The sequence below is a fragment of the Streptomyces sp. NPDC048507 genome (genome assembly GCF_043199995.1).
Classification (GTDB): domain Bacteria; phylum Actinomycetota; class Actinomycetes; order Streptomycetales; family Streptomycetaceae; genus Streptomyces.
This window is the reverse complement of sequence record NZ_JBICWZ010000006.1, coordinates 314940-334669: the sequence shown is the minus strand read 5'-3', so window position 1 is coordinate 334669 and position 19730 is coordinate 314940. Positions and strand designations below refer to the sequence as shown.

Here is a 19730-nt window from a genome sequence, read left to right as displayed (position 1 = left end):
CTTCGTAAGGGGACGACACATGCGGCTGGGCATCAATCTCGGGTACTGGGGTGCGGGCATGGACGCCGACAACCTCGCCGTCGCCCAGGAGGCCGACCGCCTCGGCTACGACGTCTGCTGGGCGGCCGAGGCCTACGGTTCCGACGCGGCCACCGTGCTCGCCTGGGTCGCCGCCCAGACGGAGCGGATCGACGTCGGCTCGGCGATCTTCCAGATCCCGGCCCGGCAGCCCGCCATGACGGCGATGACGGCCGCCACCCTCGACTCCCTCACCAAGGGCCGCTTCCGGCTCGGCCTCGGCGTCTCCGGCCCGCAGGTCTCCGAGGGCTGGTACGGCGTGAAGTTCGACAAGCCCCTCGCGCGGACCCGCGAGTACGTGGAGATCGTCCGCCGGGCGATGAGCCGCGAGCGCCTCTCCTTCGACGGCGACCACTGGACCCTCCCGCTGCCCGGCGGCCCCGGCAAGCCGCTCAAGCTGACCGTCCACCCCGAGCGCGAGCACATCCCGCTCTACATCGCCGCGATCGGCCCCAAGAACCTCGAACAGACCGGCGAGATCGCCGACGGCGCCCTGCTGATCTTCCCGGCCGCCGAGCACCTGGAGGAGACGGCCCTGCGCCACATCCGCGCCGGCCGCGAGAAGGCAGGGCTGACCATGGACGGGTTCGACGTCTGCCCGACCGTGCCGCTGGCCGTCGGCGAGGACGTGAGCGCCCTCGCGGACATGTTCCGCCCGTACACCGCCCTGTACGTCGGCGGCATGGGCAGCCCGAAGCAGAACTTCTACAACCAGCTCGCCCAGCGCATGGGCTACGAGAAGGAGGCCGCCGAGATCCAGGCCAAGTACCTGGGCGGCGACAAGGAGGGGGCGGCCGCTGCGGTGCCGCACTCGCTCATCGACTCGACCACCCTGCTGGGTTCCGTCGAGCGGATCGCGGACGGGATGCGGGCCTACGCCGACGCCGGGGTCACCACCCTCACCCTGGCCCCGGCCGGTTTCACCCGGGAGGAGCGCCTCGCCGCCCTCCGCGCCGGCACCGAGGCCCTCGCCCTGGCCGGCCTGGCCTGACGGCGGCCCGGCCGCGGCCGGAGGGGGGCCGGGAAGCCTGCGGCCGTGGTGGGGGCTCGGGGGTCTTCCCCGCCACGGCCGACACAGCCAACAACGCGCGGCCCGGCCCCGGGGTTACGCCCCCGGCCGCCCCGGTCCGGATCGTGGTCCGGACCGCCGTCCGGACCGCCGTCCGGACCGCCGTCCGGATCGTTCATTCGGCCGAAGGGGGGCGGTCCCTCGGTTGCCCGCCCGCCGGATCCGACTTTGACTCGTTGCATGCTCTCTGCCCGCAGCCTGTTCCGGGAGATCGTCGACCACGACGACTCCTTCCAGCTGTTCTGCTCCATCGCCGCCAGCGGGGAGTCCCAGGGCGGCTGGGAGAACGCCAGGATCGCCGCCCTCGTCCCCGACGGCATGCGCGACCTCGCGCCCAAGATCACCCGGCACGGCGCCGACGAGGACAAGCACGGCCGGATCTTCCGCGCCCTGCTGCGCAACCGGGGCCTGGCCCCCGTACCCGTCCCGCCCGAGACGGACTACACGATGCTGCTGGAACGCCGCGGCATCGGCCTCGCCCACGACAAGCTGCGCCGCGAGGAGCCCCTCACCGAACGGGACATCGTCGTCTACCTCGCCCACAGCCGCGTCACCGAACAGCGGGCCTCCGAGCAGATGGTCATGCTGGTGCGCCACTTCGGCGACCACCCCGAGCTCGGCAAGGCCGTCCGCATGATCAGCAACGACGAGGACAACCACCTCGCCTACTGCCACGAGGAGCTGCTGCGCCTCGCCCGCGAGGGCCACGGCCGGACCATCCAGCGCGTCCTGCGCGAGAGCGCGCTCGCCGAGATCGCCGTCTACCGGGAGGTGAGCCTCGCCGTCATGGACCACATGGGCCGCCTGCTGGGCTGGCCCGCCCCCAAGGCCGCCGCCCTGGCCACCGGGATCCGCGGCGCGTACGCGTACGAGCGCTTCAGCGGCTGGCACCGGATGGTGCGCCTGCGGCCGCCGCAGCGCACCGGCGCGCTGGGCGGCGTACCCGCCGCCGCGCCCGGGTACGCGTAGCCCCCGGGCGGGGACCTACAGCCAGCCGCGCCGCTTGAACAGCCGGTGCAGGCCCGCGCACACGACCGCCATCAGCACCAGCACCGCCGGATAGCCCCAGCCCTGCCGCAGCTCCGGCATGTGCTCGAAGTTCATCCCGTAGATCCCCGCCACCATCGTCGGGACCGCCGCCATGGCCGCCCATGCGGAGATCTTGCGCATGTCGTCGTTCTGCCGGACCCCCATCTGCGCCAGGTGCGCCGCCAGCGCGTCCGACAGCAGCCGGTCCAGGCCCTCGATGTACTCGTTGGCCTTCGTCAGGTGGTCGGCGACGTCCCGGAAGAACGGCTGGGCGTGCTCGTGCACGAAGGGCACCTGCCCGAACGCCAGCCGGTCCATCGGCTGGAGCAGCGGGCTGGTCGCCCGGCGGAACTCCAGCACCTGCCGCTTGAAGCCGTAGATCCGGGCGGCCGTGTTCTTGGAGTCCGAGGCGTTCGGCGCGAACACCTCCGCCTCCAGCTCCTCCAGGTCCGCCTGGAGCTCCGCCGCCACCTCGATGTAGTGGTCCACCACCGCGTCCGACACCGCGTACAGCACCGCCGTCGGGCCGTGCCGCAGCACGTCCGGCTCCTGCTCCAGCCGGTGCCGTACGGCGGCCAGCGCGGCCCCCTCGCCGTGCCGGACGGTGACCACGAAGGAATCGCCGATGAAGACCATCAGCTCGCCGGTGGTCACGGTGTCCGTGTCGTCGTCGTACCGCACCGGCTTGAGGACGACGAACAGCGAATCGTCGTACACCTCCAGCTTCGGCCGCTGGTGCGCCGTCAGCGCGTCCTCCACCGCCAGCTTGTGCAGCCCGAACTCCCGGCTGACGTGATCGAACTCCGGCTCCGTCGGCTCGTGCATGCCCACCCACACGAAGGCGTCGCCCGCGGCCCGCGCCTCGTCGAGGGCGTCAGAGAAGTCCTCGGGCGCCTCGGAGCGGCGGCCGTTCCGGTACATCGCGCAGTCCACAATCACGCGGGGCATTCTTCCCTGACCTCGGCCCGCCCGCACACCCGCGCCACCGCATAGGCTGCCCCCATGGCCATGCTGATCCTCGTACGACACGGGCGGTCCACCGCCAACACCGCGGGCGTGCTCGCCGGATGGACCCCGGGAGTGGGCCTGGACGAGCACGGCGCGGCCCAGGCCGCCGCCCTGCCCGCCCGGCTCGACGGGATGCCCCTCGCGGCCGCCGTCACCAGCCCGCTCCAGCGCTGCCGCGAGACCCTCGCCCCGCTGCTCGCCGCCCGCCCGGAACTGCCGCTGCACACCGACGAGCGCATCGGCGAGTGCCACTACGGGGACTGGTCGGGCCGCAAGCTCTCCGAGCTCGCCGACGAACCCCTCATGAAGATCGTCCAGCAGCACCCCTCGGCCGCCGCGTTCCCCGGCGGCGAGTCCATGCGCGCCATGCAGGCCCGCGCCGTGGACGCCGTACGCGAATGGAACGCGCGGATCGAGGAGGAGCACGGCGCGGACGCCGTCTTCCTGATGTGCTCCCACGGCGACATCATCAAGTCGCTCGTCGCCGACGCCCTCGGCATGCACCTCGACCTCTTCCAGCGGGTTCACGCCGACCCCTGCTCGGTCACCGCCATCCGCTACACCCCCACCCGCCCCTTCCTGCTGCGCCTCGGCGACACCGGGGACCTCGCGCCGCTGATCCCCCGGGCGGCCCCGTCCCCCGACACCGCCACCGAGGGCGGCGGGAACGCCGTGGTGGGGGGCGGCGCGGGCGCGGCCTGATCGAACGGCGCAGTAGGGTGGCAGGGCGCCCCACCCGCGCGCTGCCCTGCCCTGCCTCAGACTTGGAGACCGGTCGTGCCCCGTCAGGTGTTCCTTTACGACCCGCCGGACCGCTTCGTGGCCGGCACGGTCGGTCTGCCTGGACGCCGTACGTTCTTCCTGCAGGCCTCCTCGGGCCCCCGCGTCACCAGCGTGTCGCTGGAGAAGACCCAGGTCGCCGCGCTCGCCGAGCGGATGGACGAACTGCTGGACGAGGTCGTGCGGCGCACCGGCGGAAACGCCCCCGTCCCGGCCATGGCCTCCACCGAGGCCGCGGACACCGCCCCCCTGGACGTCCCCGTCGACGAGGAGTTCCGCGTCGGCACGATGGCGCTCGCCTGGGACGGCGAGGAGCAGCGGATGATCGTCGAGGCGCAGGCCCTCGTCGAGGTCGAGGCAGACTCCGACGAGGACCTCGCCGAAGCCGAGGAGCGGCTGCTGCAGGACGAGGAGAACGGGCCGCCCATGCTGCGGGTCCGGCTCTCCGGCGCCCAGGCCCGCGCCTTCGCCAAGCGGGCCCTGGACGTGGTCAACGCGGGGCGTCCGCCGTGCCCGCTGTGCAGCCTGCCGCTGGATCCCGAGGGGCACGTCTGCCCCCGCCAGAACGGGTACCGGCGCCAGCCGTGAGCGAGGGGACCGGGATCGAGGAGCTGCTCACCCGCGGTGAGCTGACCGTCCGCGGCCGCATCGCCGAAGCCTCGAACGCCGTCCTGCTGTGCACGGTGACCTACGAGGGCGCCAGCGCGGACTGCGTCTACAAGCCGGTGCGGGGCGAGCGCCCGCTGTGGGACTTCCCCGACGGCAACCTCGCCCGCCGCGAGCGCGCCGCCTACCTGGTCTCGCAGGCCACGGGCTGGGGCCTGGTCCCGGCGACGGTGCTGCGCGAGGGCCCGTACGGCGAGGGCATGGTCCAGCACTGGATCGACGCCGGAGAAACGCCGGAGTCCGGGCTGCTCGCGCTCGTCGAGGCCGAGGAGCCCGGGGAGGGCTGGAAGGCGGTCGCCTTCGCCGAGGTGGGGGAGGGCCGCACCGCCCTGCTCGTACACGCCGACGACCCCCGGCTGCGGCGCCTCGCCGTCCTGGACGCCGTGATCAACAACGGCGACCGCAAGGGCGGCCACCTGCTGCCCGCGCCCGACGGCAGGCTCTACGGCATCGACCACGGAGTGACCTTCCACACCGAGGACAAGCTGCGCACCCTGCTGTGGGGCTGGTCGGGGGAGCCGCTGACCGAGGAGGCCCGGCGGGTGCTGGACTCCCTCGCGGCGGAGCTGGCCGACGGAGCCCCGCTCGCCACCCGGCTGGCCGAACTGATCACCCCGGCCGAGCTGGCCGCCGTACGGGGCCGCGTGGCCCAGTTGCTGCGCGAGGGGACGCACCCCGAGCCGTCCGGACAGTGGCCCTCGATCCCCTGGCCACCGGTCTGACCGGCGACGACGGCGAACGCACAGTTCCGGCCAGACCGCAAGAGCGCTGATCAGGCCAAGAGTGCTCCTCCGGTTCGTTTCCGGAACACTCGTCCGGTTAGGCTCGTGACATGCATGCCTGGCCCGCTTCTGAGGTCCCCGCCCTGCCCGGCAAGGGCCGCGACCTCCAGATCCACGACACCGCGACCCAGGGGACGATCACACTCGCCCCCGGTCCCGTCGCCCGTATCTACGTCTGCGGGATCACCCCGTACGACGCGACGCACATCGGTCACGCGGCGACCTACAACGCGTTCGACCTCGTGCAGCGCGTGTGGCTCGACAACAAGCGGCAGGTCCACTACGTCCAGAACGTCACGGACGTGGACGACCCGCTCCTGGAGCGGGCGCTGCGCGACGGACATGACTGGACCGAGCTGGCGGAGCGCGAGACGGCTCTGTTCCGCGAGGACATGACCGCCCTGCGCATGCTGCCGCCGAAGCAGTACGTGGGCGCCGTCGAGGCCATACCCGGCATCGTCCCGCTGGTCGAGCGGCTGCGCGACGCCGGCGCCGCGTACGAGCTCGACGGCGACGTCTACTTCTCCGTGGAGTCCGACCCGAACTTCGGCGGGGTCTCGCACCTCGACGCCGAGGCGATGCGGATGCTCTCCGCGGAGCGCGGCGGCGACCCGGACCGCCCGGGCAAGAAGAACCCCCTCGACCCGATGCTGTGGATGGCCGCGCGTCCGGGCGATCCGAGCTGGGACGGCGCCACCCTGGGCCGCGGCCGGCCCGGCTGGCACATCGAGTGCGTGGCCATCGCCCTGGAACACCTGGGCATGGGCTTCGACATCCAGGGCGGCGGCTCCGACCTGGTCTTCCCGCACCACGAGATGGGCGCCTCGCACGCGCAGGTCCTGACGGGCGAGTTCCCGATGGCCAAGGCGTACGTCCACGCGGGCATGGTCGCCCTGAACGGCGAGAAGATGTCCAAGTCCAAGGGCAACCTGGTCTTCGTCTCCGCGCTGCGCCGGTCCGGCGTCGACCCGGCGGCGATCCGGCTGGCCCTGCTGGCCCACCACTACCGGGCCGACTGGGAGTGGACGGACGCCGTCCTCTCCGAGGCCGTGGCCCGGCTGGAGCGCTGGCGGGCGGCCGTCTCCCGGCCGGACGGCGTACCGGCGGAGGCCCTGGTCGAGGAGGTCCGCGAGGCGCTCTCCCGCGACCTGGACGCCCCCGCCGCGCTGGCGGCCGTCGACCGCTGGGCCGAGCTCCAACTGGCCTCCGACGAGACCGACGAATCGGCCCCGGGCCTGGTCTCCCGTACGGTCGACGCCCTGCTGGGCGTGGCCCTGTAACCCCGCCGCTCCGGCGGCCGGTGCCCCTGCCCTCCCGGGTGGGGGCACCGCCCTTTTGCCGGCGCGGGCCACGGCTACGCCTCCGGGGTGTCGTCCTCCCCCGGGGACGGGGGCTCCGCCTCCGCCTCCGGTTCGGGGTCCGGCTTGCGCCTGGGGGGACGGTTCAGCCCGCCGGAGGTGTCGCGGAGGTAGGAGCCGTCGCCCGGCTCGGCCGACGCCGGCCCCGCCGAAGGATCCCGCCGCCGCAGGTAGCGCTCGAACTCCCGCGCGATCGCGTCTCCCGACGCCTCCGGCAGGTCCGCGGTGTCCCGCGCCTCCTCCAGCGTCTGCACGTACTCCGCCACCTCGCTGTCCTCGGCGGCCAGTTGGTCCACCCCCAGCTGCCAGGCCCGCGCGTCCTCGGGCAGCTCGCCCAGCGGGATCCGCAGGTCGATCAGGTCCTCCAGCCGGTTGAGCAGCGCCAGCGTCGCCTTCGGGTTCGGCGGCTGCGACACGTAGTGCGGCACCGCCGCCCACAGCGACACGGCCGGCATCCCGGCATGCGTACAGGCCTCCTGGAGGACGCCCACGATCCCGGTCGGGCCCTCGTACTTCGTCTCCTCCAGGTCCATCGTCCGGGCCAGGTCCGCGTCCGAGGTCACCCCGCTCACCGGCACCGGCCGGGTGTGCGGGGTGTCCCCGAGCAGCGCGCCCAGGATGACCACCATCTCCACGCCCAGCTCGACCGCGAAGCCGAGGATCTCCTCGCAGAACGAACGCCACCGCATGGACGGTTCGATGCCCCGCACCAGTACCAGGTCGCGCGGCTTCGCGCCGCCGATCCGGACCACCGACAGCCGGGTCGTGGGCCAGGTGATCTTCCTTACCCCGTTGTCCAGCCACACCGTCGGCCGGTTGACCTGGAAGTCGTAGTAGTCCTCGGCGTCCAGTGCCGCGAAGACCTCGCCCTTCCACTCCCGGTCCAGGTGCGCCACCGCACCGGAGGCGGCGTCACCCGCGTCGTTCCAGCCCTCGAACGCGGCCACCATGACCGGGTCGATCAGCTCGGGCACGCCCTCAAGCTCGATCACCCAGGTCTCCTTCCGAAGTTCCCTTGCGTACGTGGGTCAGCCTAAGCCTTGATGAGGCACCGGCCACAGCCCACGACAGAGGGGCGGTTCCCCTCGGAACCGCCCCTCTTCCCCTCCCGCGGGCGAGCTATGCCTTGCGGCCCAGCATCTCCTCGACGCGGGCCCGTACGGCCTCGTCGTCCAGGCCGCGGACCGTCACCGTGGTACGGCGGCGCAGCACGTCGTCGGCCGTCTGGGCCCACTCGTTGTCACGGGCGTAGGCGACCTGCGCCCAGATCTCGGGACCGTCCGGGTGGATCCGCTCCGCGAGCGCCGGGTCCTCGTTCGCCAGGCGGGCGATGTCGAAGGCCAGCGAGCCGTAGTGCGAGGCCAGGTGGCGGGCCGTCAGCGGGTCCATGCGCGTACCGGGCTCGTGGTCCACCAGCAGGCGGTGGGCGACGGCGTTGGGGTTGGCGACACCGGGCAGCGGGACCCGGCGCACCAGCGACTTCACCGGCTCCATGTCCTCGGTGAGGGGGCTGCCGGGCAGCTTGGCGAGCTTCTCCATGACCACGCGGCCGATGTGCCGGTAGGTGGTCCACTTGCCGCCGGCCACCGACAGCATGCCGCCCGCGCCCTCGGAGACCACCGTCTCGCGCTTGGCCTTCTCGACGCCGCCGGGGCCGCCGGGCAGCACCCGCAGGCCGGCGAAGGCGTACGTCATCAGGGAGCGGTCCAGATCGGCGTCCTTCACCGAGAAGGCCGCCTCGTCCAGGATCTGCTGGATGTCGGACTCGGTGGCGCGCACGTCCGCCGGGTCGCCCTCGTAGACCTCGTCGGTCGTACCGAGGAGGAGCTGGTCCTCCCACGGCAGGGCGAAGGTGATGCGGTACTTGTCGATCGGAGTGGCCATGGCGGCCTTCCAGGGCGACTTGCGCTTCATGACGATGTGCGCGCCCTTGGAAAGGCGGATCGACGGCATCGAGTGCTTGTCTTCCATGCGCCGCAGGTGGTCCACCCACGGGCCGGTGGCGTTGAGCACGACGCGCGCGTCGACCCCGAACTCGGTGCCGTCGAGACGGTCCTTGAGCTCGGCACCGCTGACCCGGCCGCGCGTCGTGCGCAGTCCGGTGACCTCGGCGTGGTTCAGGACGACCGCGCCTGACTCGACGGCCGCGCGGACCGTCATGACGGCGACGCGGGAGTCGTTCATCTGGTGGTCGTAGTAGACCGCGACGGCCTTCAGGTTGTCCGTCTTCAGACCCGGATTGTCGGCGACGGCGCGGGCCGGCGAGATGACCTTGCCTATGCCGTCGCCGAAGGCCGAGAGCGCCGAGTACGCGAACACGCCCGCGCCCAGCTTCGCCGCGCCGACCGGACCGCCCTTGTAGACGGGCAGGTAGAAGGTCAGCGGGTTGACCAGGTGCGGGGCGACGTCCTTGGCCAGCACCCGGCGCTCGTGGTGGTTCTCGGCGACCAGCTTGACCGCACCGGTCTGCAGGTAGCGCAAGCCGCCGTGGACCAGCTTCGAGGAGGCGGAGGAGGTGGCGCCGGCGAAGTCGCCGGCGTCCACCATGGCGACCCGCAGGCCCGACTGCGCGGCGTGCCAGGCCACCGAGGTGCCCAGGATGCCACCGCCGATGACGAGCAGGTCGTAGGTGGCCTTCGACAGCTGCTCACGGGTCTCGGCGCGGCTCGGGTTCGAACCGGCGGTCGGGTGCGTACCCAGGGCGGGGACGCTCTGCAGGGTGCTCATATCTCTTTCAGCTCCTCGTCGATTGACTCAGCTGGTGCGGTCAGCTGGCGTCTTCGTCGTCGACCCAGCCCATGGACCGCTCCACGGCCTTGAGCCAGCTCTTGTACTCGCGGTCCCGCTGCTCGGCGGGCATCCGCGGGGTCCATTCCGCCGCGCGGCGCCAGTTGGCGCGCAGGGCGTCGGTGTCGGGCCAGAAGCCGACGGCCAGGCCGGCGGCGTAGGCGGCGCCGAGACAGGTGGTCTCGGCGACCATCGGGCGCACCACGGGGGCGTCCAGGAAGTCCGAGAGCGTCTGCATCAGCAGGTTGTTGGAGGTCATGCCGCCGTCGACCTTGAGGGCGGCGAGCTCGACGCCCGAGTCCTTGGTCATGGCGTCGGTGATCTCGCGGGTCTGCCAGGCGGTGGCCTCCAGGACGGCACGGGCGATGTGCGCCTTGGTGACGTACCGGGTCAGGCCGGCGATCACGCCGCGGGCGTCGGAGCGCCAGTACGGGGCGAACAGGCCGGAGAAGGCGGGTACGAAGTAGGCGCCGCCGTTGTCCTCGACGGAGGAGGCCAGCGTCTCGATCTCGGCCGCGGACTTGATCAGGCCCATCTGGTCGCGCATCCACTGGACGAGCGAGCCGGTGACGGCGATGGAGCCTTCCAGCGCGTAGACCGGCTTCTGGTCGCCGATCTTGTAGCCGACCGTGGTCAGCAGGCCGCTGTACGAGTTGATGATCTTGTCGCCGGTGTTCATCAGCATGAAGGTGCCGGTGCCGTACGTGGACTTCGCCTCGCCCTCGGCGAAACAGGTCTGGCCGAACAAGGCGGCCTGCTGGTCGCCGAGCGCCGAGGCGACCGGCACGCCGGCGAGGACGCCGTCCTTGACGTGGCCGTAGACCTCGGCGGAGGACTTGATCTCCGGGAGGATGTCGAGCGGCACCTCCATGGACTCGGCGATCTTGTCGTCCCAGGCCAGGGTGTGCAGGTTCATCAGCATGGTGCGCGAGGCGTTGGTGACGTCGGTGACGTGCACACCGCCCTGGGCGCCGCCCGTGAGGTTCCAGATGACCCAGGAGTCCATGGTGCCGAAGAGGATGTCGCCGGCCGCGGCGCGCTCGCGCAGGCCCTCGACGTTGTCGAGCAGCCAGCGGGCCTTCGGGCCGGCGAAGTAGCTCGCCAGCGGGAGGCCGGTCTCGCGGCGGAAGCGGTCCTGGCCGACGTTGCGGCCGAGCTCCTTGCACAGGGCGTCGGTGCGGGTGTCCTGCCAGACCAGCGCGTTGTGCACCGGCTCGCCGGTGTTCTTGTCCCACAGGACGGTGGTCTCGCGCTGGTTGGTGATGCCGACCGCCTTGACGTCGGCGGCGGTGAAGCCCGGAATGTCCTGGGCGGCCTTGGCGATGGCCCCGGCGACGACCTCCTGGACGTTGGTCCAGATCTCGGTGGCGTCGTGCTCGACCCAGCCCGGCTTCGGGAAGATCTGCTCGTGCTCCTTCTGGTCGACGGCGACGATGCGGCCGTCGCGGTCGAAGACGATGCAGCGGGAGGAGGTGGTGCCCTGGTCGATCGCGGCGATGAAGGGGCCGGTGCTGGTGGTCATGGTGTCTGCTCCTGGCAGGTCTTGTGAGTTGGCGGAATCAGGAGGGCGGTGCGGATCTTTCGATCGTTCCGGTGCTGATCAGGCGAACGCGATGTTGTACAGACCACCGGCGAGGGCGGCACCGACGAGCGGGCCGACGACCGGGATCCAGGAGTACCCCCAGTCCGAGCCGCCCTTGTTGGGCAGCGGGAGCAGGGCGTGCACGATGCGCGGACCGAGGTCGCGCACCGGGTTGATGGCGTAGCCGGTCGGACCGCCCAGCGAGAGGCCGATGCCGACGACCACGAACGAGGTGATCAGGACGCCTATGACACCGAGCCCCTTGCCGTCGTCCTGGAGGCCCTGGGTCAGGATGGCCAGGACCAGGACGGCGGTGCCGATGATCTCGGTCGCGAGGTTCTGCACGACATTACGGATCTCGGGGCCCGTGGAGAAGATCCCGAGCACGGGGCCGGCCGTGTCGTGCGGGTGCGGGTCCTCGGGGCCGAGCTTGGCGTCGCGGATGTGCTCCGGGTCCGACAGGTGCGCGAGGAACTGGCCGTAGTACGTGACCCACATCAGGACGGCGCCCAGCATGGCGCCGAGCAGCTGGCCCGCGAGGTAGACGGGCACGTCGCCCCATTCGCCGGTCTTCACGGCGATGCCGACGGTGACCGCCGGGTTGAGGTGCGCGCCGGACAGCGGTGCGGAGACGTAGGCGGCGATCATGACGGCGAAACCCCAGCCGAAGGTGATCGCGAGCCAGCCCGCGTTGCGGGCCTTGGAGCTCTTGAGCGTGACGGCGGCGCAGACGCCACCACCGAGCAGTGTGAGCAGGGCGGTACCGATGGTCTCGCCGATGAAGATGTCGGAGCTGGACACCCGCGACTCCTTTGTCTTACGTCCAGGGGGTGGGCGGACAACCGGGTCCCTCCGGTGTCCACCGCACTCGGTGAGTGCTGCACCGGTCCTTGGCCTCGCCATAGCCTAACGCGTATTGCCGGTAGGTGTTCGACAATGCCGACCGATGAACGGCAGTTTTCCGCCTGGGTGAAGAACGCGTCAAGGGCTGGCCAGGTCAAAGAACCGGATCGTTACCACTAGGTACGATCGGCCAAATCAAGCCATTGGGTGATCGATAAAAGACAAAATCCACCCAAATGGCGCGCGTGGCGGCCACTGGGTGGATCGGATCGATCAGGTCAAGCTCAGAACCGGCCCGCCCCGAGGTCGCGCGAAACCGACCGCGCGCAGTCCCGTACGGAGGCCACCAGGGCCGCGTGCGGCTCGCCGGAGGCCCCGCAGACCCGCTCCACGGCCCCCGCCAGCGCCACGGCCCCCACCGGCATCCTGCGCCGGTCGTGGATCGGCGCCGCCACCGAGGCGATGCCCTCCCAGGTCTCCTCGACGTCCGCCGCCCAGCCGCGCGCCCGGGTCAGCTCCAGGACCTCCTCGAAGCCCGCCGCGTCCGTGACCGTACGGGCCGTGAACGCCTCCCGCTCCACCTCGACCGCCTGCGTGTGCGCCACCGGGTCGTACGCCGACAGCACCTTGCCCAGCGCCGTGGAGTGCAGCGGCTGCATGGCCCCCACCTCCAGCACTTGACGGCTGTCGTCCGGGCGGAAGACGTGGTGCATGATCAGCACCCCGCTCTTGTGCAGGACGCCGACGTAGACGCTCTCGCCGCTCGCCCGCGCCAGGTCGTCCGTCCAGACCAGCGCCCGCGCGCGCAGCTCGTGCACGTCCAGGTAGCTGTTGCCCAGGCGCAGCAGCTCGGCGCCCAGCTGGTAGCGGCCCGAGGCCGGGTCCTGTTCCACGAAGCCCTCGGCTTGCAGGGTGCGCAGGATCCCGTGCGCCGTGCCCTTGGCCAGACCCAGGGACGACGCGACGTCCGAGAGGCCCAGCCGGCGTTCCCCGCCCGCCAGGAGCCGCAGCATCGCAGCGGCTCGTTCGAGCGACTGGATGTTCCGTGCCATCGCGCAGCCTCCTGCTGACGTAGTTCGACAATGCTGAACAGTATCGGTCGATGTCGACCTTGTGCAGGGACGGGCGGTTCCCGGTGCCCCGTCCGCCGCACGGCTCACCCGTACGGGCCCCGCGCACAGAATGCAGTCCGCCACGTGGGACGACCTCACCGGGGGCAGTGCCACGCGGTTACCCTGACCGCGTGCACCCTTGACACAGAGGGGGTGCAAAGCCGACAGCCGTCGCATCCCAGGGAGCTCAACCATGGCCTCGTTGCCGAACCCGCCCGCTGACACCCAGACCAGGGCCGATGCCCTCCGAGAGGCGCTCGCGACCCGCGTGGTCGTCGCCGACGGGGCGATGGGGACCATGCTCCAGGCGCAGGACCCCTCGATGGAAGACTTCCAGCAGCTCGAAGGCTGCAACGAGGTCCTGAACGTCACCCGCCCGGACATCGTGCGCTCGGTCCACGAGGCGTACTACTCGGTGGGCGTGGACTGCGTCGAGACCAACACCTTCGGCGCGAACTTCGCGGCACTGGCCGAGTACGACATCGCAGAGCGCAACTTCGAGCTGTCCGAGGCCGGCGCCCGGATCGCCCGCGAGGTCGCGGACGAGTTCACCGCCTCGACGGGACAGCAGCGCTGGGTGCTCGGCTCGATCGGCCCGGGCACCAAGCTCCCCACCCTCGGCCACATCACGTACGCGCAGATCCGCGACGCCTACCAGATCAACGCCGAGGGCCTGATCTCCGGCGGCGCCGACGCGCTCCTCGTCGAGACGACCCAGGACCTCCTCCAGACGAAGTCCTCGATCATCGGCGCCCGCCGCGCCATGGAAGCCCTCGGCGTCAGCGTCCCCCTGATCTGCTCCGTGACCGTCGAGACCACCGGCACGATGCTGCTGGGTTCCGAGATCGGGGCGGCGCTGACCGCGCTGGAGCCGCTCGGCATCGACATGATCGGCCTGAACTGCGCCACGGGCCCGGCCGAGATGAGCGAGCACCTGCGCTACCTGGCGCGCAACGCCCGCATCCCGATCTCCTGCATGCCGAACGCCGGTCTGCCCGTCCTGACCAAGCAGGGCGCGCACTACCCGCTCAGCGCCCCCGAGCTGGCGGACGCGCAGGAGACCTTCGTCCGTGAGTACGGGCTCTCCCTGGTCGGCGGCTGCTGCGGCACCACCCCCGAGCACCTGCGGCAGGTCGTCGAGCGGGTGCGCGGCACGGCCGTCACCGGGCGCACCCCCCAGCCCGAGCCCGGCGCCGCCTCCCTCTACCAGACGGTGCCGTTCCGGCAGGACACCTCCTACATGGCGATCGGTGAGCGGACGAACGCGAACGGGTCGAAGAAGTTCCGTGAGGCCATGCTGGAGGCGCGTTGGGACGACTGTGTGGAGATGGCCCGGGACCAGATCCGTGAGGGCGCGCACATGCTGGACCTGTGTGTGGATTATGTGGGGCGTGACGGTGTCGCGGACATGGAGGAGCTGGCGGGGCGGTTCGCGACGGCTTCCACGTTGCCGATCGTGCTGGACTCGACCGAGGTTCCGGTGATCCGGGCGGGTCTGGAGAAGCTGGGTGGCCGGGCGGTCATCAACTCGGTGAACTACGAGGACGGTGACGGTCCGGATTCGCGTTTCGCGAAGGTCACACGGCTGGCTCAGGAGCACGGTGCCGCGCTGATCGCGCTGACCATCGACGAGGAGGGGCAGGCCCGCACGGTCGAGCACAAGGTGGCCATCGCGGAGCGGCTCATCGACGATCTGACGGGCAACTGGGGGATCCTCGAGTCGGACGTCCTCATCGACACGCTGACCTTCACGATCTGTACCGGTCAGGAGGAGTCCCGCAGGGACGGGATCGCCACGATCGAGGCGATCCGCGAGCTCAAGCGGCGTCACCCGGACGTGCAGACCACCCTGGGCCTGTCGAACATCTCCTTCGGTCTCAATCCGGCCGCCCGGGTCCTGCTCAACTCGGTGTTCCTCGACGAGTGCGTGAAGGCCGGCCTGGACTCGGCGATCGTCCACGCCTCCAAGATCCTGCCGATCGCCCGGTTCGACGAGGAGCAGGTCACCACCGCCCTGGACCTGATCTATGACCGGCGCGAGGGCGACTACGACCCGCTGCAGAAGCTGATGGCCCTCTTCGAGGGCGTCAACACCAAGTCCCTGAAGGCCGGCCGCGCCGAGGAACTCCTCGCCCTGCCGCTGGACGAGCGGCTGCAGCGCCGCATCATCGACGGCGAGAAGAACGGCCTGGAGCGTGATCTGGACGAGGCGTTGCAGACCCGTCCCGCCCTCGACATCGTCAACGACACCCTGCTGGAGGGCATGAAGGTCGTCGGCGAGCTGTTCGGCTCCGGGCAGATGCAGCTGCCGTTCGTGCTGCAGTCCGCCGAGGTGATGAAGACGGCCGTGGCGCATCTCGAACCGCACATGGAGAAGACCGACGACGAGGGCAAGGGCACGATCGTGCTGGCCACCGTCCGCGGTGACGTCCATGACATCGGCAAGAACCTCGTCGACATCATCCTCACCAACAACGGGTACAACGTCGTCAACATCGGCATCAAGCAGCCGGTCTCCGCGATCCTCGAAGCCGCGCAGGAGCACAAGGCCGACGTGATCGGCATGTCCGGCCTGCTCGTGAAGTCGACGGTGATCATGAAGGAGAACCTGGAGGAGCTCAACCAGCGCAAGCTGGCCGCCGACTACCCCGTCATCCTCGGCGGCGCCGCCCTCACCCGCGCCTACGTCGAACAGGACCTCCACGAAATCTACGAAGGCGAAGTCCGCTACGCCCGCGACGCCTTCGAAGGCCTGCGCCTCATGGACGCCCTCATCGCGGTCAAGCGTGGCGTCCCCGGCGCCACGCTGCCCGAGCTGAAGCAGCGCCGCGTCGCCAAGCGCGACGCCCCCGCCGCCGCGGCGGAGGAGCCGCAGGAGCCGGGCGGCCGCTCCGACGTGTCCGTGGACAACCCCGTCCCCACGCCGCCGTTCTGGGGCACCCGCGTCGTCAAGGGCATCCCGCTCAAGGACTACGCCTCCTGGCTGGACGAGGGCGCCCTCTTCAAGGGCCAGTGGGGGCTCAAGCAGGCCCGCGCGGGCGGGGCGACGTACGAGGAGCTCGTCGAGAGCGAGGGCCGTCCGCGCCTGCGCGGCCTCCTGGAGAAGCTCCACACGGAGAACCTGCTCGAAGCGGCCGTCGTCTACGGCTACTTCCCCTGTGTCTCCAAGGGCGACGACCTGATCATCCTCGACGAGGCCGGCCACGAGCGGACCCGCTTCACCTTCCCGCGCCAGCGCCGCGGCCGCCGCCTGTGCCTCGCGGACTTCTTCCGCCCGGAGGAGTCCGGCGAGACCGACGTCGTCGGCCTCCAGGTGGTCACCGTCGGCTCGAAGATCGGCGAGGCCACCGCCAAGCTGTTCGAGTCCGACTCGTACCGCGAGTACCTGGAACTGCACGGGCTCTCCGTCCAGCTCGCCGAGGCCATGGCCGAGTACTGGCACGCCCGCGTCCGCGCCGAGCTCGGCTTCGGCGGCGAGGACCCGGCGGCCGTGCAGGACATGTTCGACCTCAAGTACCGCGGCGCCCGCTTCTCCCTCGGCTACGGCGCCTGCCCCGACCTGGAGGACCGCGCCAAGATCGCCGACCTCCTCCAGCCGGAGCGGATCGGCGTCCACCTCTCGGAGGAGTTCCAGCTCCACCCCGAGCAGTCCACCGACGCGATCGTGATTCACCACCCCGAAGCGAAGTATTTCAACGCACGCTGACACCGACCGGCGTACACTGGTCGGTCCCATACAGGCCGGTCACCTGTTCCGAGGGGTTGCTCCCCACGGGCCGAGGTGACCGGCCTTGTCGTCCCCTGCGAGAGGCGTACGCATGACCAGCACCGTTCCCGCACCCGTCGCCCGTACGGCCGACGGACACGCCCTGCAGGCGGTGCTCCTCGACATGGACGGCACCCTCGTCGACACCGAGGGCTTCTGGTGGGAGATCGAAGCCGACATCTTCCGCGAGCTCGGCCACCTGCTCGACGACTCCTGGCGCGACATCGTCGTCGGCGGCCCCATGAGCCGCAGCGCGGCCTTCCTCATCGAAGCCACCGGCGCCGCCATCGAGATCGCCGAACTGAGCGTCCTGCTCAACGAGCGCTTCGAGGCCCGCATCGCCGACCAGGTCCCGCTCATGCCCGGCGCCGAACGGCTCCTCGGCGAGCTCGCCCGGCACAACGTGCCCACCGCCCTGGTCTCCGCCTCCCACCGCAGGGTCATCGACCAGGTGCTGCTCACCCTCGGCCGCGACCGCTTCACCACGACCGTCGCGGGGGACGAGGTGCCCCGCACCAAGCCCCACCCCGACCCCTACCTGCTCGCCGCGAGCACCCTCGGCGCGCACCCCTCCCGGTGCGCCGTCATCGAGGACACCGCCACCGGCGTCGCCGCCGCCGAGGCCGCCGGCTGCCGCGTCGTCGCCGTGCCCTCCGTAGGCCTGATCGCACCCGCCCCGGGCCGGACCATCGTCCGCTCCCTGGAAGAAGTCGACCTGCCGTTCCTGCGGTCCCTCATCACTCCGCTGAACTGAGCGCGCACGCTCCGTACCGAACGGAACAGGGGTGAGGCCGCGCTCCCGCGGGAGGATCTTCCGCGCCTCCCCCCGGAGGCCGAAATTCCATCCTGCGCCGGTTCCCCGCCGCGGGTGAGCTTGGTCACCCGCCGCCCCCCGCACCGCCCCGCCGGAGTGCCCCGCACCCTTCCCATGTGTCCGGATTGATCATCTCCTGACCCCATCTGCGAAGACGACGGCATAAGCGGTCAGTCCGCTCCCATCACGGTGCGATTACGCCCCAACTCCTGCCAGTTCCAGCCAGACCGTCCCGGCCCACTAATGTCGACGCGGGCACTACGCACGCACCTCTGCGGTCCCGGACGCACACCCCTGCTCCGGTTCCGCGTGGACCGATCGTCAAACACCGGCCCGATCGTTCCGCCCTGAACGGGCGACCGCCGCGAAGTGCCCTCTGAACCGCTTTTTGCAAGTGCCGGGTGAGGGAGTACTTCCAGCATGAACCGCAAGACCATGGTGCTGACGGCCGCGATCGGCCTGCTCACCCCCGCGCTGTCCGCATGCGGCAGCGCGAGCGGCGGAGGAGCAGCGTCCGGAGCGATCGTCGTCGGGACCACCGACCGGTTCGAGGCAGCCGACTACGCCCCCGCCCCCTTCGACCCCGCCTACGCCTACGACGCCGGCGCCTGGAACGTCCTGCGCCAGACCGTCCAGACGCTGATGCACACCCCGCGCGGCGGCGGCCAGCCCGTCCCCGAAGCGGCCTCCGACTGCCGCTTCACCGACACCGGCAACGAGAGCTACCGCTGCACCCTGCGCCCGGGCCTGAAGTTCGCGAGCGGCGACCCCCTCACGGCCAAGGACGTCAAGTTCTCCATCGACCGCGTCCTCGCGATCAAGGACGAGAACGGCCCGTCCTCCCTGCTCTCCACCCTCGACACCGTCGAGGTCAAGGGCGCCGACACCGTCGTCTTCCACCTGAAGACCGCCGACGCGACCTTCCCGTACAAGCTCTCCACCCCCGCCGCCGGCATCGTCAGCGAGAAGAACTACGAGGCCAAGAAGCTCCGCCCCGGCTTCGCCGTCGACGGCTCCGGCCCCTACACGATGAAGGCCGAGGTCAAGGACAACCACCTCGTCCGGGCCGTCTTCACCAAGAACCCGAACTACAAGGGCGACATCAAGCTGCAGAACGACAAGGTCGAACTGCGCTCCTTCGCGGACTCCGCCACCATGGGCAAGGCACTGACCGACGGCTCCGTCCAGATGGTCTCGCGCACCCTGTCGCCCGCCCAGATAGCCGACTTCTCCGCCAAGCCCCCCAAGGGCGTCAAGCTCGTCCCCATGCCCGGCCTGGAGATCCGCTACCTCGGCTTCAACACCGAGGCCCCCGTCGTCAAGGACAAGGCCGTACGCCAGGCGCTCGCCGCCGCCGTCGACCGGGGCAACGTCATCTCCAAGGTCTACGGGAAGTCCGCCCAGCCCCTGTACTCGCTGGTCCCCGCCGCCGTCACCGGCCACGTCAACTCGTTCTTCAACAAGTACGGCGAGGCCAACACCGCCAAGGCCGCGACCCTGCTCAAGGACGCCGGGATCAAGACCCCCGTCAAGCTCACCCTGAACTACACCAAGGACCACTACGGCGACGGCACCGCCGCCGAGTTCGAGGCCCTCAAGACCCAGCTGAACTCCACCCAGCTGTTCGACATCACCGTCCAGGGCAACGACTGGGCCGACTTCCGCCCCGCCCAGAAGAAGGGCGACTACGCCGCCTACGGGCTCGGCTGGTTCCCCGACTACCCGGACGCCGACAACTTCCTCGCCCCCTTCCTGGAGCAGGACAACTTCCTGGGCACCCCGTACGCCAACGCCGCGGTGCGCACCAGGCTCATCCCCGACTCCCGGCGCGCGGCCGACCGCAACACCGCCGCGCCCGCGATCGCGGAAATGCAGGACATCGTCGCCGAGGACGTACCCGTCCTGCCCCTGTGGCAGGGCAAGCAGTACGTCGCCGCACGCGACGGGATCACCGGGGTGGAGTGGTCGGTCAACGCCATCTCCGACCTCCAGCTGTGGGAACTCGGCCGCGGCAAGAGCGCCTGAGACCGGCAGCAACCGGCGGCGGACGTCGCAG

Annotated in this window: 15 protein-coding genes; 9 read left to right on the top strand and 6 right to left on the bottom strand. The window is 70.9% G+C overall.

The genetic code is table 11. The features are described 5' to 3' along the window. Positions 1–19 precede the first annotated feature (19 nt). Both ACGFXC_RS19520 and ACGFXC_RS19515 read left to right on the top strand, forming a co-directional pair. Positions 20–1069 (top strand): LLM class F420-dependent oxidoreductase, encoded by a 1050-nt coding sequence (locus ACGFXC_RS19520; protein ID WP_393714337.1) that lies wholly within the window; start codon positions 20–22, stop codon positions 1067–1069. 258 nt (positions 1070–1327) lie between these two features. After that, positions 1328–2116, top strand: a complete 789-nt coding sequence (locus ACGFXC_RS19515; protein WP_393714335.1) for a ferritin-like domain-containing protein — start codon at positions 1328–1330, stop codon at positions 2114–2116. Positions 2117–2131: 15 nt separating this feature from the next. Here ACGFXC_RS19515 and corA read toward each other — a convergent pair whose 3' ends face one another. Then, positions 2132–3124, bottom strand: coding sequence for a magnesium/cobalt transporter CorA (gene corA / locus ACGFXC_RS19510; RefSeq protein ID WP_393714333.1), 993 nt, complete (start codon positions 3122–3124; stop codon positions 2132–2134). Positions 3125–3178: 54 nt separating this feature from the next. Between corA and ACGFXC_RS19505 the strand changes: the two genes are divergently transcribed. The 4 genes from ACGFXC_RS19505 (at position 3179) to mshC (ending at position 6692) form a co-directional block, all read left to right on the top strand. Next, positions 3179–3886, top strand: a complete 708-nt coding sequence (locus ACGFXC_RS19505) for a histidine phosphatase family protein (protein WP_393714331.1) — start codon at positions 3179–3181, stop codon at positions 3884–3886. Positions 3887–3961: 75 nt separating this feature from the next. Continuing rightward, positions 3962–4552: a DUF3090 domain-containing protein gene (locus tag ACGFXC_RS19500; protein WP_393714329.1), complete on the top strand. Its 591-nt coding sequence runs from the start codon at positions 3962–3964 to the stop codon at positions 4550–4552. Then, a complete protein-coding gene (locus ACGFXC_RS19495; RefSeq protein WP_393714594.1) occupies positions 4516–5352 on the top strand; it encodes an SCO1664 family protein in 837 nt (278 codons plus the stop codon). Before ACGFXC_RS19500 ends, ACGFXC_RS19495 begins: the two co-directional genes overlap by 37 nt. A gap of 110 nt (positions 5353–5462) precedes the next feature. After that, positions 5463–6692 (top strand): cysteine--1-D-myo-inosityl 2-amino-2-deoxy-alpha-D-glucopyranoside ligase, encoded by a 1230-nt coding sequence (gene mshC, locus ACGFXC_RS19490; protein WP_393714327.1) that lies wholly within the window; start codon positions 5463–5465, stop codon positions 6690–6692. Positions 6693–6766: 74 nt separating this feature from the next. Here the strand turns inward: mshC and ACGFXC_RS19485 are convergent, their stop codons facing one another. The 5 genes from ACGFXC_RS19485 to ACGFXC_RS19465 form a co-directional block, all read right to left on the bottom strand. Further along, positions 6767–7762, bottom strand: coding sequence for a PAC2 family protein (locus tag ACGFXC_RS19485; RefSeq protein WP_393714326.1), 996 nt, complete (start codon positions 7760–7762; stop codon positions 6767–6769). Between the two features lie 127 nt (positions 7763–7889). Beyond that, on the bottom strand, positions 7890–9497 hold the full coding sequence (locus ACGFXC_RS19480) for an FAD-dependent oxidoreductase (RefSeq protein WP_393714324.1): 1608 nt from the start codon (positions 9495–9497) through the stop codon (positions 7890–7892). A 40-nt stretch (positions 9498–9537) separates the two neighbouring features. Beyond that, positions 9538–11079 (bottom strand): glycerol kinase GlpK, encoded by a 1542-nt coding sequence (glpK, locus tag ACGFXC_RS19475; protein ID WP_393714322.1) that lies wholly within the window; start codon positions 11077–11079, stop codon positions 9538–9540. 78 nt (positions 11080–11157) lie between these two features. Next, entirely contained in the window at positions 11158–11940 is a 783-nt protein-coding gene (locus ACGFXC_RS19470; protein ID WP_393714320.1) for an MIP/aquaporin family protein, read from the bottom strand. Between the two features lie 326 nt (positions 11941–12266). Next, positions 12267–13034, bottom strand: a complete 768-nt coding sequence (locus tag ACGFXC_RS19465; protein ID WP_393714318.1) for an IclR family transcriptional regulator — start codon at positions 13032–13034, stop codon at positions 12267–12269. 253 nt (positions 13035–13287) lie between these two features. On the opposite strand from ACGFXC_RS19465, the gene metH reads away from it, so the two are divergent. The 3 genes from metH to ACGFXC_RS19450 all read left to right on the top strand — a co-directional run bounded on the left by metH (position 13288) and on the right by ACGFXC_RS19450 (position 19699). Further along, positions 13288–16800: a methionine synthase gene (gene metH / locus ACGFXC_RS19460; protein ID WP_393714316.1), complete on the top strand. Its 3513-nt coding sequence runs from the start codon at positions 13288–13290 to the stop codon at positions 16798–16800. A 112-nt stretch (positions 16801–16912) separates the two neighbouring features. Further along, positions 16913–17614: an HAD family hydrolase gene (locus ACGFXC_RS19455; protein ID WP_393714315.1), complete on the top strand. Its 702-nt coding sequence runs from the start codon at positions 16913–16915 to the stop codon at positions 17612–17614. Positions 17615–18094: 480 nt separating this feature from the next. Further along, a complete protein-coding gene (locus ACGFXC_RS19450; RefSeq protein WP_393714313.1) occupies positions 18095–19699 on the top strand; it encodes an ABC transporter substrate-binding protein in 1605 nt (534 codons plus the stop codon). The last annotated feature ends 31 nt before the right edge of the window (positions 19700–19730 follow it).

Coding starts and splice junctions, on each gene's coding strand:
- ACGFXC_RS19520 (WP_393714337.1), top strand. CDS start 20: ATGCGGCTGGGCATCAATCTCGGGTACTGGGGTGCGGGCATGGACGCC.
- ACGFXC_RS19515 (WP_393714335.1), top strand. CDS start 1,328: ATGCTCTCTGCCCGCAGCCTGTTCCGGGAGATCGTCGACCACGACGAC.
- corA (WP_393714333.1), bottom strand. CDS start 3,124: ATGCCCCGCGTGATTGTGGACTGCGCGATGTACCGGAACGGCCGCCGC.
- ACGFXC_RS19505 (WP_393714331.1), top strand. CDS start 3,179: ATGGCCATGCTGATCCTCGTACGACACGGGCGGTCCACCGCCAACACC.
- mshC (WP_393714327.1), top strand. CDS start 5,463: ATGCATGCCTGGCCCGCTTCTGAGGTCCCCGCCCTGCCCGGCAAGGGC.
- ACGFXC_RS19480 (WP_393714324.1), bottom strand. CDS start 9,497: ATGAGCACCCTGCAGAGCGTCCCCGCCCTGGGTACGCACCCGACCGCC.
- glpK (WP_393714322.1), bottom strand. CDS start 11,079: ATGACCACCAGCACCGGCCCCTTCATCGCCGCGATCGACCAGGGCACC.
- ACGFXC_RS19465 (WP_393714318.1), bottom strand. CDS start 13,034: ATGGCACGGAACATCCAGTCGCTCGAACGAGCCGCTGCGATGCTGCGG.
- metH (WP_393714316.1), top strand. CDS start 13,288: ATGGCCTCGTTGCCGAACCCGCCCGCTGACACCCAGACCAGGGCCGAT.
- ACGFXC_RS19455 (WP_393714315.1), top strand. CDS start 16,913: ATGACCAGCACCGTTCCCGCACCCGTCGCCCGTACGGCCGACGGACAC.
- ACGFXC_RS19450 (WP_393714313.1), top strand. CDS start 18,095: ATGAACCGCAAGACCATGGTGCTGACGGCCGCGATCGGCCTGCTCACC.